General features: G+C 42.1%; 12 protein-coding genes. All 12 read right to left on the bottom strand.

Going from position 1 to position 16,252, the window contains the following annotated elements:
* Window positions 1-160 precede the first annotated feature (160 nt).
* Window positions 161-4,474, bottom strand: a complete 4,314-nt coding sequence (locus LIT25_10125) for a S8 family serine peptidase (GenBank protein USK35608.1) — start codon at window positions 4,472-4,474, stop codon at window positions 161-163.
* 512 nt (window positions 4,475-4,986) lie between these two features.
* Window positions 4,987-6,141, bottom strand: coding sequence for a cell division protein FtsZ (gene ftsZ, locus LIT25_10120; protein ID USK35607.1), 1,155 nt, complete (start codon window positions 6,139-6,141; stop codon window positions 4,987-4,989).
* A gap of 44 nt (window positions 6,142-6,185) precedes the next feature.
* Complete coding sequence (gene ftsA, locus LIT25_10115) at window positions 6,186-7,481, bottom strand: cell division protein FtsA (protein USK35606.1); 1,296 nt, start codon at window positions 7,479-7,481, stop codon at window positions 6,186-6,188.
* A gap of 210 nt (window positions 7,482-7,691) precedes the next feature.
* Entirely contained in the window at window positions 7,692-8,054 is a 363-nt protein-coding gene (locus tag LIT25_10110) for a small basic family protein (protein ID USK35605.1), read from the bottom strand.
* A complete protein-coding gene (locus LIT25_10105; protein USK35604.1) occupies window positions 8,054-8,773 on the bottom strand; it encodes a DUF881 domain-containing protein in 720 nt (239 codons plus the stop codon). The genes LIT25_10110 and LIT25_10105 overlap by 1 nt, the downstream gene beginning before the upstream one ends.
* Before the next feature lie 12 nt (window positions 8,774-8,785).
* A complete protein-coding gene (locus tag LIT25_10100) occupies window positions 8,786-9,484 on the bottom strand; it encodes a DUF881 domain-containing protein (GenBank protein USK36231.1) in 699 nt (232 codons plus the stop codon).
* Window positions 9,474-10,313 carry a cell division protein FtsQ/DivIB gene (locus LIT25_10095; GenBank protein USK35603.1) on the bottom strand — a complete coding sequence of 280 codons (840 nt, stop codon included), beginning with the start codon at window positions 10,311-10,313 and terminating at the stop codon, window positions 9,474-9,476. Before LIT25_10095 ends, LIT25_10100 begins: the two co-directional genes overlap by 11 nt.
* Window positions 10,314-10,460: 147 nt before the next feature.
* Complete coding sequence (gene murB / locus LIT25_10090) at window positions 10,461-11,372, bottom strand: UDP-N-acetylmuramate dehydrogenase (GenBank protein ID USK35602.1); 912 nt, start codon at window positions 11,370-11,372, stop codon at window positions 10,461-10,463.
* Between the two features lie 172 nt (window positions 11,373-11,544).
* On the bottom strand, window positions 11,545-12,630 hold the full coding sequence (murG, locus tag LIT25_10085) for an undecaprenyldiphospho-muramoylpentapeptide beta-N-acetylglucosaminyltransferase (protein ID USK35601.1): 1,086 nt from the start codon (window positions 12,628-12,630) through the stop codon (window positions 11,545-11,547).
* A gap of 108 nt (window positions 12,631-12,738) precedes the next feature.
* Entirely contained in the window at window positions 12,739-13,839 is a 1,101-nt protein-coding gene (spoVE, locus tag LIT25_10080; GenBank protein USK35600.1) for a stage V sporulation protein E, read from the bottom strand.
* A gap of 64 nt (window positions 13,840-13,903) precedes the next feature.
* Window positions 13,904-15,253 carry a UDP-N-acetylmuramoyl-L-alanine--D-glutamate ligase gene (gene murD, locus LIT25_10075; GenBank protein USK35599.1) on the bottom strand — a complete coding sequence of 450 codons (1,350 nt, stop codon included), beginning with the start codon at window positions 15,251-15,253 and terminating at the stop codon, window positions 13,904-13,906.
* Between the two features lies 1 nt (window position 15,254).
* Window positions 15,255-16,229: a phospho-N-acetylmuramoyl-pentapeptide-transferase gene (gene mraY / locus LIT25_10070; GenBank protein ID USK35598.1), complete on the bottom strand. Its 975-nt coding sequence runs from the start codon at window positions 16,227-16,229 to the stop codon at window positions 15,255-15,257.
* Window positions 16,230-16,252 lie beyond the last annotated feature (23 nt).

The following is a 16,252-nucleotide window of genomic DNA, read 5'->3' as shown; positions in this document are numbered from 1 at the left end:
GATAAAATAGAGTATTTTTGATAGATATCGCTGCTATTTGTCGATGGAAAAGGGTGGAAAAACTTAAGGAATTCTGTTTACTGATTAACTATGGTAAACAGAGGCAAACCGAAAAACCTCTAATTCCCGTGTGCTGGAATGAGAGGTTTTCTTTTACTTATTACTTCGCCGGTATCTTGCCGTTTATAAACAGCTTTCCTTCAGCTACGGCACTTGTTTCGTTGCCAAAATCATCTTTTGCAATGACTTCGACTCTTGCACCGTCAGCCTTCATGTTTGAGGTTGCTGTGTAATAACCTTCGTAATGGCCAGGTGCAGTTTCTCTCATTGGAAGTTCTGTTGCATTTTGAATGCTCGCATTAGTTAGCGGCATATGGATAACAAAGGTTGCATCTAAATCTTCTTCGCTGTCAAATTCGATTTTCACACTTTCCCCTGACTTGATATATTTGTCCTCGGAAGGTTTTAGATTATCAATGACTGGTGCATCGTATTTCGCATATACTTTAACGGTTTTCTTTAAACGATTTCCTGCTTTGTCAGCAGCGAGAACGGTAATCACGTTCTCTCCGTTTTCAAGCAGGATCCGTTTTGAGAATTTGCCGTCTTTGACAGCTGCCTTTTGACCATTTACTTTGATCCAGTCCAAATGGTCATCTGCAACAGTTCCGCTGACGGTTATTGCTTCAGTGTTCAGCTTTTGCCCGTCTTTCGGGTTTTCAATTGTAAACTTCGGTTTTGTTTGATCCAGTGTTACTTTTACTGCATTGGATGCATCGGTCATTCCCGCATCTGTGCTGGATTTGGCTGTCAGTACATTTTCACCATCGCTCAGGGTTACTTCAGCACGGAACGTACCGTTTTCAGAAGCTTGAACAGAAGCGGCTTCTGTTACACCATTATAGATATGAACAGTTGTTGTCGGTGCCGCATTACCTTCTACGACAGCTGTTTCCTGTTTTGTGAATGACCCGTCTTTAGGAGACGTGATTTCAGGTGCTGTCACCTCATAATTCACAATCGCCCGGATCATATAGTTCCCTTCCTCTTCAGGAGATGGCGACCATGCCCCGCTGACCATCTGCCAGCTTCGTCCTGCATTTTCACCATCTTCATCAGATGCAAGTCCAGGTGAGTTTGGATTAGCTTTTGTCTGAATGTACACCATATAGAAATCTCCATCAACCACTACACCCTGGTCAAGCAAATTAACCATTGTCCACTCCCCATTGCGGAGTGCCGTTGCATTGATTGGTCCCGCAAGCTTTTTGCCCGGTGCTCCATCAGCGCCTGATGCATCATAGATGGCAACCTGGAATTCAGTACCCCCAGGAAGAGGCCATTCTGTATCCCAGAATCGGAACAGTCCGCCAGTTACCATTGCGCGGTCGTTGCCTTCAGCAAGCGACATTTTAACTGCCCATCCGTTGCCTGCTGCGTTGAAGGCCCTTGCATTTTCAGCAGTGCCGTCATCATATCCGATCTCTCCAGGATATCCAATGAATGGTTTTAGGGTAATATTTTGAACGGCTGTTTGTTCTGCCTCAATGACGATGCCAGTGTCTTTGCCGTAATAAGAAGGTGCCATAGCTTTTAATGTATAGTCGCCTTCATATGCAGCAATCGAATACTCCCCTTGCTCATTCGTTTGAACAGGTGTAACCGCTGCATCTTCTACAAGAAGCAAAGTGGCATTTGGTACAGGCTCTCCTGTTACTTCATTTGTCACTACGCCGCTGACTGTTCCCTGAGGAAGCTCATCAAGAACAAAATTCGCTTCTGTCACGCCATCGTTTTCAATCGTGACCGGCTGTGTTTGTGTTTCGTACCCGTAAGCTTCTGCTTGAAGAGTAAAAGATCCCGCCCCATGAACGATTTCATACCTTCCATCCTGAAGGCTCGAGTATGTGGATCTTCCAGTTTCAACAAAGCTTACTTCCGCTCTTACTGGAAGAGCAGCAGGAAGCGCATTTTCCTGTGATCCCTTCGCATTTACACTGAATGGAGCAGGAGTTATTTTATTCGGATACACTTTTTCTTTTTTCTCTTGAGCTGCTTTATCAGCACTTGCAGATTTGCTTTCCAAACCTAGACTTGCTTTGCTTTGAATTTCAATGGCCGTATAGGACAATTTAACATCATCAATGTACCAACCGTCTTTGACGACACTTACGTCAGAAGTTACATTAAATGCAACGTAAATTCGCTGGCCCGCATATTGGCTCAGGTCAACCTGGCCGTCAATCCAGCCGGTTGTATTTCCATTAACCCGCAGAGCCTGTGTCCATGTTTCCTGATCAGTTGAAACGAAAACATGGCCGTAGTCATATCGTGCTTCAAGTTCATGCCACTGCTTAAACTGAAGGAATGCAGAGCCTTCAGCAGGCAAATCAATCGGAGGCATGAGCAGATTCATATTTGCTCCATTTTCATAATCTCCATCAAGATTCGTAGCAAAGACGTTTTCACCAGAAGCAGCATTGCCTGGTCCGTTTACCGGTACCCCATGCTCCCAGCTGTTTTTCACTCCATAAGAAGTCCAGCCGGCTGCACCTGATTCAAAATCCTGCTCATAGCCAGTCGTAATGCCAGGCTGAACAGCTGCTTCAAACTCATCAGAAAAAACTTCATTTGCGCCAAAATCAACAGCTTTCCACTTATACACAAGTGTACCTTCCGCGATTGCTTCACCTGGAATAACGGCTTCGTAAATTCCGTTAAGGAAATCCCCTGATACTCTTGCTGCTTCTGCTGTCTGCCATTCTCCACCGTTGCTTTGATAGTGAAGAGACACATTCGTGACGCTGATGTTATCGCTGACTGACACTGTAAGAGGAAGGTTCATGCCTTCGAATGTTTCTGCAGGAGCCTCATGCTCCATGACAGGTGCTTCTGTGTCTTCCCCTTCTTTGGCCACTTGTCCTTTTACTTTGCCTAGCCCTGTTATCAGTGAGGAGACAGCGTCATACGCGTTCACCAAACCGTGGCCGTAGCCATTATTAGGAGAGCTGGTAAACGTTGAATCAGTCAAAGGCGTCGCTGTTGATGTAAGCACGTTTTCGATTTCATCCACCGTAATCGACGAGTCAACCTGCCGCAGCATGGCTGCAACAGCCGAAACGTGAGGACCTGCCATTGATGTTCCATTCCAGCCGCCTTCATAAACACCGCCAGGAACAGATGACCGGATGTTTACTCCCGGTGCTGCAATATCCGGCTTTGTTTCATCATATGGTGAAGGACCTTGCAGTGAGAAGCTTCCTAATTGGTTATTGATATCTGTTGCACCTGTTGCAAACGATTCCGGATAGTTTGCCGGATTGGCGATAGAACCTGGGCCGCCCGGGTTAAATAACGTTGTGTTGCCGGCAGAGAATTCCGGGAAAATATCTGCTGCACGCCATGCATTAACCATAGGTCTGTACCATTCATCAAGCCCTGCGCCGCCGCCCCATGAATTATTGACTACGTCAGGAGCCATTTCAGGATGCGGATTTCCGTCTTCATCTTTTGGAGCCAGAATCCACTCGCCTGCTGCAAGAAGATCTGCATCCGTACCGCCATCTGGTGTAAATGCTTTGACAGCGATCCATTTCGCACCAGGTGCGACTCCAATTTGGTTGTTCCCGTTTGGTTCTGCACCCACCATCGTACCTGTTACGTGAGTTCCGTGTCCGTGATCGTCATAAGGTACAGCCTGGTTTGCCGTTGCATCGAACCAGCTGAATTCATGATCAGGCGTGTTCGGAGCTGCAGGGTTGTAACCCCGGTATTTTCCCTTTAAAGCCGGATGGTCCCACTGCACTCCAGTATCAATGGAAGCAACGACAGTTCCGCTTCCGTTAATACCCATCTCCCATGCTGCAGGAGCACCGATCTGATTGATGTTCCACTCCGTTGCTGCAGGAACCGCTTTTGCATCTGTCTGTTTCTCGGACGTTTTTTCTTTCACTGCAGTTCCTGCATGCAGCTGCCGGACTTCGTTTGGAAGCACTTTGTCTACTTCTGGGAAAGAAGCGACTTTCTCCATGACTTCCTTAGTAGCCGTAACAGCCATCCCGTTAACAATATAATAGGATTGAATGTCTTTTGCATTGCCTGCCTTTTCTTGCTTTGTTAAGTACGTTTTCAGGTTCTGCTGAGTTTCAATGGCTTTTGCACGAAGAGAGGATACAACAGCCGAACGCTTCTCATACTTAGCTTGGCTCTTCGATTCTTTTGATGCTTTTGCAGCATCCTTTGCCACTTTTGCTGAATCAACCTGCTCCTTTAATTTGATTAGAAAGGTAACCTTATTTTGTTTCTCAAATGATTTAGCAAGTTTTTTGGAAACTTTTTCAGCAGCTATGTTTTTTTGATCCTTTACTGATGTGCTGACGCTTGTGCTTGCTGTTGATACACTAGGAGCCAGCAAAGTCAGAAGCAGGATAAAAACTGACACAATACTTAGCCATTTCGCACGTTTCTTCCGCATTCCTTAAATTCCCCCTTAATTTGTAGTTCGCCGTAAACGATCCTCCTTTCTGCTTGAATATCTGTCAGTTCTGGGCTGTTATCTTAAATGTAAAGGGATTTTTCAGAAAATTTTGTCATTTAATGTATCCAAATTCTTCCTTTTTATAAAACAAGAGTTTAGTAGGATATTTCTGGAAATTCATCTAAGGCTAAAGCATGTCAGCTGAAAATAGAGGCACTTGATGAAGCAGGCTATCACAGGTTTTCTAGATGATGTTAATGGAGGTCAAACTATCTAAAGCAAAAACAGCAATGAAAAAATAAACATTTATTACCTTATTTAACTTTTATTGGTTAGTGCTCTTTTGAACAAGCTGCGGCTTTAGTAATAGAAAAAGGTTTAGTTAAGAGAATAGTGAAGGATATGAGAGGACTTTTAGAGCAATCTGCAAAAAGGAATGGGGCAAATGTTTCATATAATAATTTGGAGAAAAACAAAAAGACATGGCACTTGGGCCATGTCTTTTTGTTTTATCGGCGTTTATTACGGTTTCTTAAGAATGTTGGAATATCGAGTGTATCTTCACCTTGCTGCATAGAACGGTTTGTCATTTCTTGTGCAGGCTCTTCGCGCTCACGCTTCATTTCTCTTACGTCGCGAGGCTTTGGCATAGGTTTTGAAGATGTATTATTCCCAAAAGGTCTTGATGTGGGTTTGCTGTGGTTGATTTCAACTTCATTGAAACCTGTCGCAATAACCGTCACGACAATTTCATCTTTTAAGTTTTCATTGATAACAGATCCGAAAATCATGTTAACATCTTGATCAGATGCAGTTGCAACAATATCAGCAGCTTCCTGAACTTCGTACAAGCTTAAGTTAGATCCGCCTGTAATGTTCATTAGGACACCTTGAGCACCATCAATTGATGTTTCAAGCAGCGGACTTGAGATTGCTTTCTTAGCAGCTTCTGCAGCTCTGCTTTCACCAGTTGCAACACCAATACCCATTAATGAAGAACCTTTATTGGACATGATTGTTTTAACATCCGCAAAGTCAAGGTTGATGAGTCCAGGTACAGCGATCAAGTCAGAAATACCTTGTACACCCTGGCGTAAAACGTTGTCCGCTTCACGGAAAGCTTCTAGCATAGGAGTATTTTTATCTACGATTTCAAGAAGACGGTCATTAGGAATCACGATTAATGTGTCAACTGATTCCTTCATTGAAGAAATTCCGCCTGCTGCCTGCATTGCACGCTTGCGTCCTTCAAACGTAAACGGACGAGTGACAACACCTACAGTTAAAGCCCCTAAGTCTTTAGCGATCTGGGCAATAACTGGAGCTGCTCCAGTTCCTGTTCCTCCGCCCATTCCAGCTGTAACGAAAACCATATCTGCGCCTCTTAAAGCTTCTTCAATCTGCTCCTTGCTTTCTTCAGCCGCCTTTTTTCCTACTTCAGGATTAGCACCTGCACCAAGGCCTCTTGTCAGCTTAGAACCAATCTGCATTCTTGTTTCTGCTTTAGATAGGTTCAGTGCTTGTGCATCCGTGTTCACAGCAATAAAATCTACTCCTTGAACACCGTGTTCTATCATACGGTTAACAGCATTGTTTCCTCCGCCGCCAACCCCAATAACTTTAATTGTTGCCATTCCATCAATATTGCTTTCAAACTCCAACATACAAAATCCTCCTAATCCATCGAATGACTTCCTCTTGATGCAGGTTATTCAAAGAAGTAACCAAAGAATTTTTTTACTTTGCTTTCTTTTTTCTCTTCTTTTTCTTTTGGTTTTGAACGCTGCTGCTGATGATGCTGCTGCTGAGGTTCTCTTTGAGACGTTTTCTCAAGCTTATCAGGAACAACATTCGAACTGATGCTTCTGCCTTGAATCTTCGCATTTTTATAAGCAAATTGGATCAAGCCTACACCTGTCATATATTGAGGTTCTCTAACACCAATATAATCTGGGCTAGCAATGCGAACGTTATTTTGCAGAACAGCCTGGGAAATCTCAAGAACTCCTGGCATGCTCACCGTTCCACCAGTCAGAACAAATCCGCCAGGCAAGTCTCTAACACCCAGTCTCTTAATCTCGTGTAAAACGAGTTCAATCATTTCTTCAAGTCTAGCTTCTATAATATCAGATATTTCAAGCTGATTGAATTGCTGTTTTTGGTCAGTGCCAATAATCGCAGCCTCAAACACTTCTTCTTCAGAAGCATAATCATAGAAAGCATGTCCATGTTTCACTTTAATGCGCTCAGCCTCGTCAGTTGTTGTGCGCAGTCCGATTGAAAGATCTTTCGTTATGTTCTCGCCGCCAATTGGAAGGACGCTTGTCGTTTGCAGATGACCTTGATCAAAGACAGCAATCGTCGTGGATCCCCCTCCAATATCAACCAATGCTACACCGAGATTTTTTTCATCTTTTGATAATGCAACGGCTCCTGATGCAAGCGGCTGCAGGCAAATATCCGTTATTTCAAGACCTGCTTTTTCAACACAGCGAAGCAGATTATGTAAAATCGTTCTAGATCCTGTAATAATGGTGCCTTCCATTTCAAGACGGACACCAATCATTCCGCGCGGATCGCTGATTTCATCCAGACCATCGACTATGAATTGCTGAGGAATAACATCTATTATTTCTCGTTCAGGAGGTATAGACATAACTTGAGCTGCCTCAATCACTCTTCTTATGTCTTCATTAGCAATTTCACGATTGTCACTTGAAACTGCAACAACCCCGTGACAATCCTGCAACTGAACGTGATTGCCAGTCACCCCTACTACGACTCTTTTAAGCGGTATGCCAACCATTCTTTCTGCCTGCTCTACCGCTTTTTTAATAGAATGAACGGTCTCGTCAATATCAACGATCGACCCTTTTCTTAATCCTTCAGATTTCACATTGCCTACACCTATAATGTTTAAATTATCATCTGCCATTTCACCGATGATAACCTTAACACTGGATGTACCGATGTCTAGACTTACAAAGATTTCATTGTTGTTCATTCTATGGCACCTCCTTAACTTATCATTTACATTCTATTATTAGAGGAACAACAATACAATGACTCTAGTTTTACATATTTGTAACAATGGTGAAAAATTTTGTGATAATTGACTTCTCATTGTCACATTTATTTTCCATGTCCTTAATTTCTTAATAAATACATACTAAAGTGAGTATTCGTCAAATCCTTGATTTTCCCTCTTAAAAAATCAACTTTTTTTTAGTTTTTGGCGCGATTGAGTCCAATTGGAAATTAAAATTCGTCTGATTACAGCAATATTTTGGAACAGTCTGACTCCAAAAGCAAATATTGCTACCAAATACAAGTCTACACCAAGATGTACACCTAGAAAAGCTAAACTTGCAGCCAATATGATGTTGAAGAAAAATCCGGATACAAAAACCATCTCATCGTACATATTTTGCAGATGAGCGCGAATACCTCCAAGCAGAGTATCCAGTGCAGCAAGTATAGCAATGGACAGATAATTCGAATATTCACTGGGAATTCGGAAATCAGTGAGCAGTCCCAATGTTATTCCTAATATTAATCCTAAAATGGGAAGCCACATTATGATTTCTCTCCTTCCTCAACCGGCTTCATGTTTTTAATCCGAATCGCGTCATCATATGGAGGTATGACAATCCGATCCTTGGGCGCAGAAATTGTGAGCCGCAAATTGTCAATTGCAAAGGTGTCCATTGTCGTAGACCCGTTTAGTCTGCTGAAGAGCTTTTCAGCGTCGTCTGAAATGACTTTAATTTCAATTGGATATGAATTCAAACTGTACCCGTCCATTTTTGTTTGACCATTAATATCACGGATGACCGTTGTATTCACAACTCTTCTGTCTGCGATAGAGACATGCTCTGCACCATAAGAATTCAGCTCATTCAACAATCGTTTCAGTAAATCCGGTGCAATGTTTTCAACTTCTGTCTGCGATACTGCTTCATCAAACAGGGGTTCAATTGTAATGACCACACCCGCTCCTGTTACTTCCGTTAAACCCGCTTCATTTTTAAGTTCTTCAAGAGTCTCTTTCAGCGTTTTTTCTGCACTTTGATTTTCATCATTTTCGTATGTATCAATCAGCTCTTCGTATTTGCGGATCTCAAGCAGAAGGTTTGATTGAGTCTCTTGTTCCTGCTTGAGGGCCTCCCTCAATTGCCACATGTCACGTGTGTCTCTTACTGCCGGTTCCATAATCGACTGAAATTGAACGGCAAGCATTAAACCAAATATCATAGTCAGTAATGCAAAGCTGACACCCTTAAGATTTTTCTTCAAGGCAACCACCTATCAAGATTTCTTTTCTTGCAATAATGGATTCATCTTTATTTCGTTTTTTTTCTCAAGGGTTATCACGATATTATCGTAAGCAATCTGCTCGACAATACCGCCGGCGATATTTAATGCCTGCTCTAGAACAGCAGGCTCGCCGATGGCAGAAATGACAAAGGGAGCTGGAAATTGATTTCCATCCACAGTAACGACAGGACCATTACAATATATATACGAATCATGCGATAATCTTTGTCCATTGATGGCGATGGCACTTGCGCCCGAAATAAGCAATTCATTGATCACTTTAAAAATATGGCCTTCATGTACAATATAATTATTTACATTTTCCCCTTCTGGAATGTAGGAGGAATCCTCCAAAGTAACTTCGATGCCCTCACCTGCTACACCCAGCTCGCCTACATACATTCTGTACTTTTCAACATCTTCCACAAGATTAAAGTAAATCTGCTTTTCATTCTTCAGATTTTCTTCAATTTCTCTTACTTTTTCCTGGCTTTTAAATAGTTCCTTTTGAAGCTCTGTATTTCTTTCCTCCTGCTTGATCAGCAGCTGTCTTGTTTCATACTCTTTGCTCCACTGTTCAGAAGAAATTCCATTATTAGGACGCTGTTCTTTTGTGAGCTGATAAGAAAACGAAACTAAAAAACCGAGAACAAGCATGATTAAAGAGAGAACAACATATCTACCTCTCATCTTCATTTTCATTTTGCTCTGTCCCCTCCGGCTCTGCTTCTAATGCGGCTCCGTCTTCCGCTGCTTCTTGTGCAGCTTCATCCTTCTTATCGAATGATTCGAAATAGGTTCCGACTTCCATATGTATAATGCCTTTGGAATTTGGCGCAAGCTGGCTGACAATGGCCGGATAATCAATCATTTTTTTTGAAAAGCTGCGGACTGAGGCCTGCACTTCATATCCGTCATTCATGTATAGCGTAATATGCCATGGGTCCGTTTTTTCAGGTGTATGGTAAATTTCAGAAATCGCATTCGTTACACTGTCAGGAAGACTCATTAGTTCCATGGTCATTTCTTCAATCTCTTCAGCCTTGCTCCAATTAATCAGAAGCGGCGCATCGTCTGGAAAAGTCCCTTCCAAAGGATCGAGTGTTTTGCCGTTTTCAAGTATGGGGGAGTATTGATCTCCTTTCACGATATAGGCCACTTTATGATATTCTTCTACCACAATCGTTACTTTATTAGGCAATTGCTTGTCCAATTTAACATTTTGAATCTGTTCAAAATCTGACAGGGCATCATTCACTTCTTTTTCATCAATGCTCCAAAAGCCGGATTTTGCTGTGATTCCACTCATATTTATTATTTCTTCATCAGATATTGTCTTATTTCCGGCAACATCTATGGAAGATACTTTGCTAAGCGGAGATTGAAAGTAGATCACCAATAATATGAGGATGAAAAAGACGGATAAAAATAAAATTAATCTGCGGTTTGATTTTTGTTTCCGATGCTCCATGAGCTTTGGAACACGATCTTCAAGCGAAACGACTTTGCCTTTTTCCAACTGTAATCACCCCTCATCCCGAAACACTTTCGGGGGCGTAAAATCATCTCAAAAAGAGAAACAAACGGCATGATGTATGCCGTTTAGCAACTGTACCTTCAATAAAGATAGTATACCACAATAAAAGGAAAAAGAGATGAGCATTCTCTACTCATTTACACCGACAATTTCAACTTCTGTTTCCATTCTGACACCATGTTTTTCATAAATTGTTTTTTTAACAAAATCAATTAAATCAAGGACATCTTTAGCCGTGGCATTCCCAGTATTCACAATGAAATTTCCATGAAGTTCGGAAATTTTCGCTCCGCCGATCTGATAGCCCTTTAGGCCTGATTCCTGAATCAGCTGGCCGGCATAATTCGGAAGGGGATTTCTAAAAACGCTTCCGCAGTTTGGATGATCCCAAGGCTGAGTTTCTCTGCGGTAATCTTTATTTTTCTGAAGTTCTGCCACAATTTCTTCGCGATTGCCCTTCTCAAGCTTTAAAACCGCTTCTAGGCAAATGCCCGGGCGTTTCTTCTGAAGCAGGGAAGTCCGGTATGAAAAATCCAATTCTTCCGCAGTCAGCCATTCCATCGTTCCATCCTCAAACAGAATATGAGCCTTAACAAGGATTTTAGACATATCCGAACCGTGAGCACCCGCATTCATATACACAGCTCCTCCTACAGATCCAGGAATGCCGCCTGCGAACTGAAGTCCTGAGAGTCCCTGTTTGCTGATGACTGTCGTTAATTTAATTAGAGAATATCCTCCGCCTGCGGTAATGGTATCTCCATTCACTTCAAGATGATCCAGTCCTTTTCCTAGTTTAATCACGACACCCTTAATGCCAGAATCCCCGACAAGCAGGTTTGATCCCCGGCCGATCGCTCTCCATTGGACATCGCATTCTGTCACAATTTCCATTGTTTTTTTCAGATCTTCAATCGAATTCGGTTCCACAAAAATTTCAGCAGGTCCCCCGATTTTAATGGTTGTATGCTTTGCCAGCGGTTCATTTTGAACAACTTTTCCAACTTCTGCTTCCTGTAATTTTATAAGTATCTTTTCCATGACAGCCTCCTAAAGTAGATTGTTCTTTTCCTGTATGACAATTGAAGAAGGCTCATAGGAATCATAGTTCGATAGGCACAAATTACTTGATACCCTCTTTTATGATCATGTAAACTCCTATGACTTCTGTCTTTTTTTCATTCTATGTCTGTAAGTATGATAACAAGCTAATTTATTGCTTAGCCAGAACCTGTATTTCCTTATATAACTTCATTGCAGCGTCAGGTATGCCTAACTGCTTTGAAGCGGCTGACATTTTTTCTAAATTCACGGCATCAAGCAAAATATCATCCATCTCTTTTATTAATACAGCACTTGAGAGGTCTTTTTCAAGGATTAATGCCGCTGCATCATGATCACTTAAGGCCCTTGCATTTTTTTCCTGATGATTCGCTGTTACGTATGGACTGGGAATCAGAATACTTGGAAGACCAAGTGCAGTTATCTCCGCCAGAGTAGTTGCACCTGATCGTGCAACAATTAAATCAATGCCTTTTAAGACTTCAGGCATGTTATGAATGAAAGGTTTGATCACAACATTTTTCGGCAGATTCAGAACTTGATCCATTACGTTTTCATAATGAACTTCACCAGTCACATAAATAACTTGATAATCTTTATTTTTCATTTCATCAAGCATGCCGATCACAGCATCATTGATTGGTTTTGCCCCTCTGCTTCCTCCCATAATCAGCACTGTTTTTTTGTCAGCCATAAGTTCAGGGTCCTTATATTGACTGACGTCATCCGTTACCACTTCAGACGCTCTGGGGTTACCTGTCAGCACTGTTTTTTCAGCAGGGAAATAGCTTCTTGCCTCTTTAAAACAAATGGCTACCTTATCTACATAGCGCGCTAAAAATTTGTTGGTCACTCCAGGAAGACTGTTCTGTTCATGGATAATCGCCGGCACCTTCAGCTTAGAAGCTGCATAGACAACGGGTCCGCATACATAGCCGCCAGTACCAATTACGACGTCCGGTTTAAATTCTTTTATGAATTTCCTGCTGTCGCTGACCCCTTTGAAAAAGCGCATGATTGTCTTTGCATTGTCCAGAGAGATCTTCCTTTTAAAGCCGGAAATCTTAATTGAACGAAATGGAATTCCTGCTTTTGGAACAATTTTGGACTCAAGGCCATTATCTGTGCCGACATATAAAAATTCCGCATTTGGGTCATTTTTTTTAATTTCATTTATTAAGGCGAGGGCAGGATAAATGTGTCCGCCTGTCCCTCCGCCGCTTACCATAATTTTCATAGGTATCCCCCATTTAATAGAAACATTTTCAAAAATATTCAAATTCAGCATTAAAAAATGATAAACCCTGTTTTTCAACAGGGTCTATTTCATCTATGAAATGCAGGTTCAGTACCTTGCATATCTGCTAATATTCAATAGAACACCAACCGCCATCAGCATCAGCGTCAATGAAGATCCGCCGTAGCTGAGAAATGGCAGCGTAATACCCGTAACCGGCATCAGTCCCGTTACTACTCCAATATTGATCATGACTTGAATCGCAACCATTGTGATAATGCCGATGGCCAGAAATGAACCGTATAAATCCGGGGCACCGAGGGCTATTCTTACACCCCGCCATAATAACAGACCAAACAGCAAAATGATCAGCGAACCGCCGATGAAGCCAAGTTCTTCTGCCAGGATAGCAAAGATAAAGTCTGTTTGCGGCTCAGGCAAGTAAAAGAATTTTTGTCTGCTCTGCCCCAGTCCAAGACCAAATAGTCCACCAGGTCCAATTGCATAGAGAGATTGAATGATCTGAAATCCGCTTCCGAGCGGATCTTCCCAAGGATTTAAAAACGATGTGATACGTTTAATCCGATACGGTGCTGATAAAACGAGCCCTGCAAATCCTGCAGCTCCCAGCAAACCAAGGAAACCAAAATGGCTGATTCTCGCCCCTGCAACAAAAATCATCACAATACAAGTCCCGACCATAACGGTTCCTGTTCCAAGATCAGGCTGAAGCATAATTAACGCAAACGCGGTAAAAACAAAGCCAAGCGATGGAAAAAGACCTTTTTTAAATGATGTTATTTTCTTTTGATTTTCTGACAGAAATTTAGCCAAAAACGCAATCATGGCAAGCTTCATGAATTCGGAGGGCTGAATGGAAAATGCACCGACTCCTATCCAGCTGCGGGAACCATTTCGCTCCATCCCTATGCCGGGAACTAAAACGGCCAGAAGCAGAACAAAGCAAATTATTATCAGCATTTTCGCCCAGGTTCTCCATGTCCAATAATCAACATTCATTAAAAAAAACATGGCGATTACACCTACACCTGCAAAAAGCAGCTGCCTCTTTGCAAAGAAAAATGAATCTTCAAATTTATAAGTTGCCCAAACTGCGCTTGCACTGTATACCATGATCAGTCCAATCGTCAGCAGCAGCAAGGTAATGATGACTAGAATGAAGTCTGGTGCAGATCTTTTTGCCGTCAACGCCGAACACCCCAATGTTATGGAATTAGGGCTCAAGCTTTGTGACGATGCGTGTACGAGCCCTTTACTTTAGCTTATGCACGGCGTTCTCAAACATGTCTCCTCTTTGCTCAAATGTTTTATATTGATCCCAGCTAGCGCACGCAGGGGATAAGAGAACAATGTCACCATCTTGAGATAAGTCAAACGCCGCCATAGCCGCTTGTTCAACATTATCGACACGTTTTATCACTTCTATTCCAGCATCACCTGCTATTCTCTCAAGCTTTGGTGCAGTTTGTCCAAATGTAATGAATGCCTTCACATTGCCCAGGAATGGGATCAGCTCGTCAAATTCGTTTCCGCGATCCAAACCTCCTGCAAGCAATAGTGTTGGTGCATCAAAGGCCTGCAGCGCTTTGGATGTTGCTAATATATTAGTGGCTTTAGAATCGTTGTAATATTTTACTCCATCAATCGTGCTGATAAACTGCAGCCGATGTTTAACCCCTTTAAATGCAGTCAGAACTTTTTGAATGGCGCCTGTTGATGCCCCGTATAGTTTTACAGCACAGATCGCAGCAAGGATATTCTCAAGATTATGCTTGCCCGGCAAGACAACATCTTTTATTTTAATAATCTGCTCATCGTTATACCAGAGAGAACCGTTGCTTATATAAGCGCCTTTTTCAAGCTTCTCTGAAACTGAAAAATAAACAATTTGACCTTTGGATTTTTCTGCTGCCCGGCGCACACCCATGTCATCATAGTTCACAACAGAATAATCATCTGCCTGCTGATTTTCATAGATTTTCGCTTTTGCAAGAGCGTATTCTTCTCTAGTGCCATGATAATCAAGGTGGGCATCAAATAGATTCAGCAGCAGCGCAATTTTAGGTCTGAATTTGATTGTTCCCATGAGCTGAAAAGAAGACAGCTCAGTCACAATGACATTCTCTTTAGAAGCATGTTCGGCGACTTCACATGCTACGGTGCCAATGTTCCCAGCGATCAAAGACTTCTTCTGATCAGCAAGGAGCATTTCGTGAATGAGAGTTGTCGTAGTTGTTTTTCCATTTGAGCCCGTTATCCCAATCATATCAGCTTCCGAGATTAAATAAGCAAGCTCCACTTCTGTCACAATCGGGATATTCCGCTCCAAAGCTTCAGCAAGCAATGGATTGGTATAAGGGATACCTGGGTTTTTTACAATATATTCTGCATGATCAAGGAGCTCTTTCGGATGACTGCCGCAAATGACCTTAAGACCGGCAGCCTGAAGTTCCTTAGCGGACTCATTTTCTTCAAGAGGCTTCATATCATTGACTGTAACGTTTGCTCCGAGTTTATGTAAGAGCTTTGCAGCAGCTAAACCGCTTTTTGCAAGCCCCAATACCAGTACATGTTTATGAGTAAAATCTTGAATACTTTTCATCTTATAACCACACCTCAATATAGATTCCCAAAACGGCGAAAACAAGACCGACAGTCCAGAAAGTCACGACAACTCTCCATTCTGACCAGCCAGTTAACTCATAGTGGTGATGAAGAGGGCTCATCTTAAATATCCGTTTTCCGGTCGTTTTAAAAGAGATGACCTGAATAATAACGGATAAGGTTTCGATAACGAAAACTCCTCCGATTAAAACAAGAAGAATTTCAAGCTTTGTTAAAATCGCAACTGTGACAATAGCTCCCCCGAGTGCAAGTGATCCTGTGTCACCCATGAATACTTTTGCGGGATGTGCATTGAAAACAAGAAACCCAAGAACCGCTCCTACAACTGCCACTGAAAAAATAGCCACATCATATTGAGATTGATTCCAGGCAAGAACAGCAAATGCTCCAAATGCAACGGCTGAAGTACCTGAGAGCAAGCCGTCAAGGCCATCTGTCAAGTTAACAGCATTCGATCCGCCGACAAGCATGAAAATGATCAGAATGACATAAGCCCATCCTAAATCAAATGAAAATTCAGTGCCTGGAATGCGGATTTCTGAAGAAAACCCATATTGTTTAAAAACGATATAGAAAATGACCGCAATAATAATCTGTCCAATCAGTTTCTGTTTTGATGTAAGACCGAGGTTGCGCTTCATCACAACCTTGATGAAATCATCCAGAAAACCGAGCAGGCCGTAACCGAACATAACGAATAGAAGCAAATACATTTCCACACTTGGTTCTGCAAATTTATAGCTCATGACAAGCGTTGTTACAATCACAGACAGAATTATCATGATTCCGCCCATCGTCGGGGTGCCTGATTTTTTCTGATGGGATTTCGGTCCTTCATCCCGAATGCTTTGTCCGAATTTAAGTCTTCTTAAAAATGGAATAAAGATGGGAGATATCAGAACACTGATTAAAAAACCCATAATAATAGTAAATAAAATAATTTGTTCAAGCATGTTTAGATCCTCCCTGAATAGCT

Origin of the sequence: Bacillus sp. F19, assembly GCA_023823795.1 — a bacterium.
Classification (GTDB): Bacteria; Bacillota; Bacilli; order Bacillales; family Bacillaceae; genus Bacillus_P.
The sequence above is the reverse complement of the archived record's forward strand: the minus strand, read 5'-3'. Positions and strand labels throughout refer to the sequence as shown.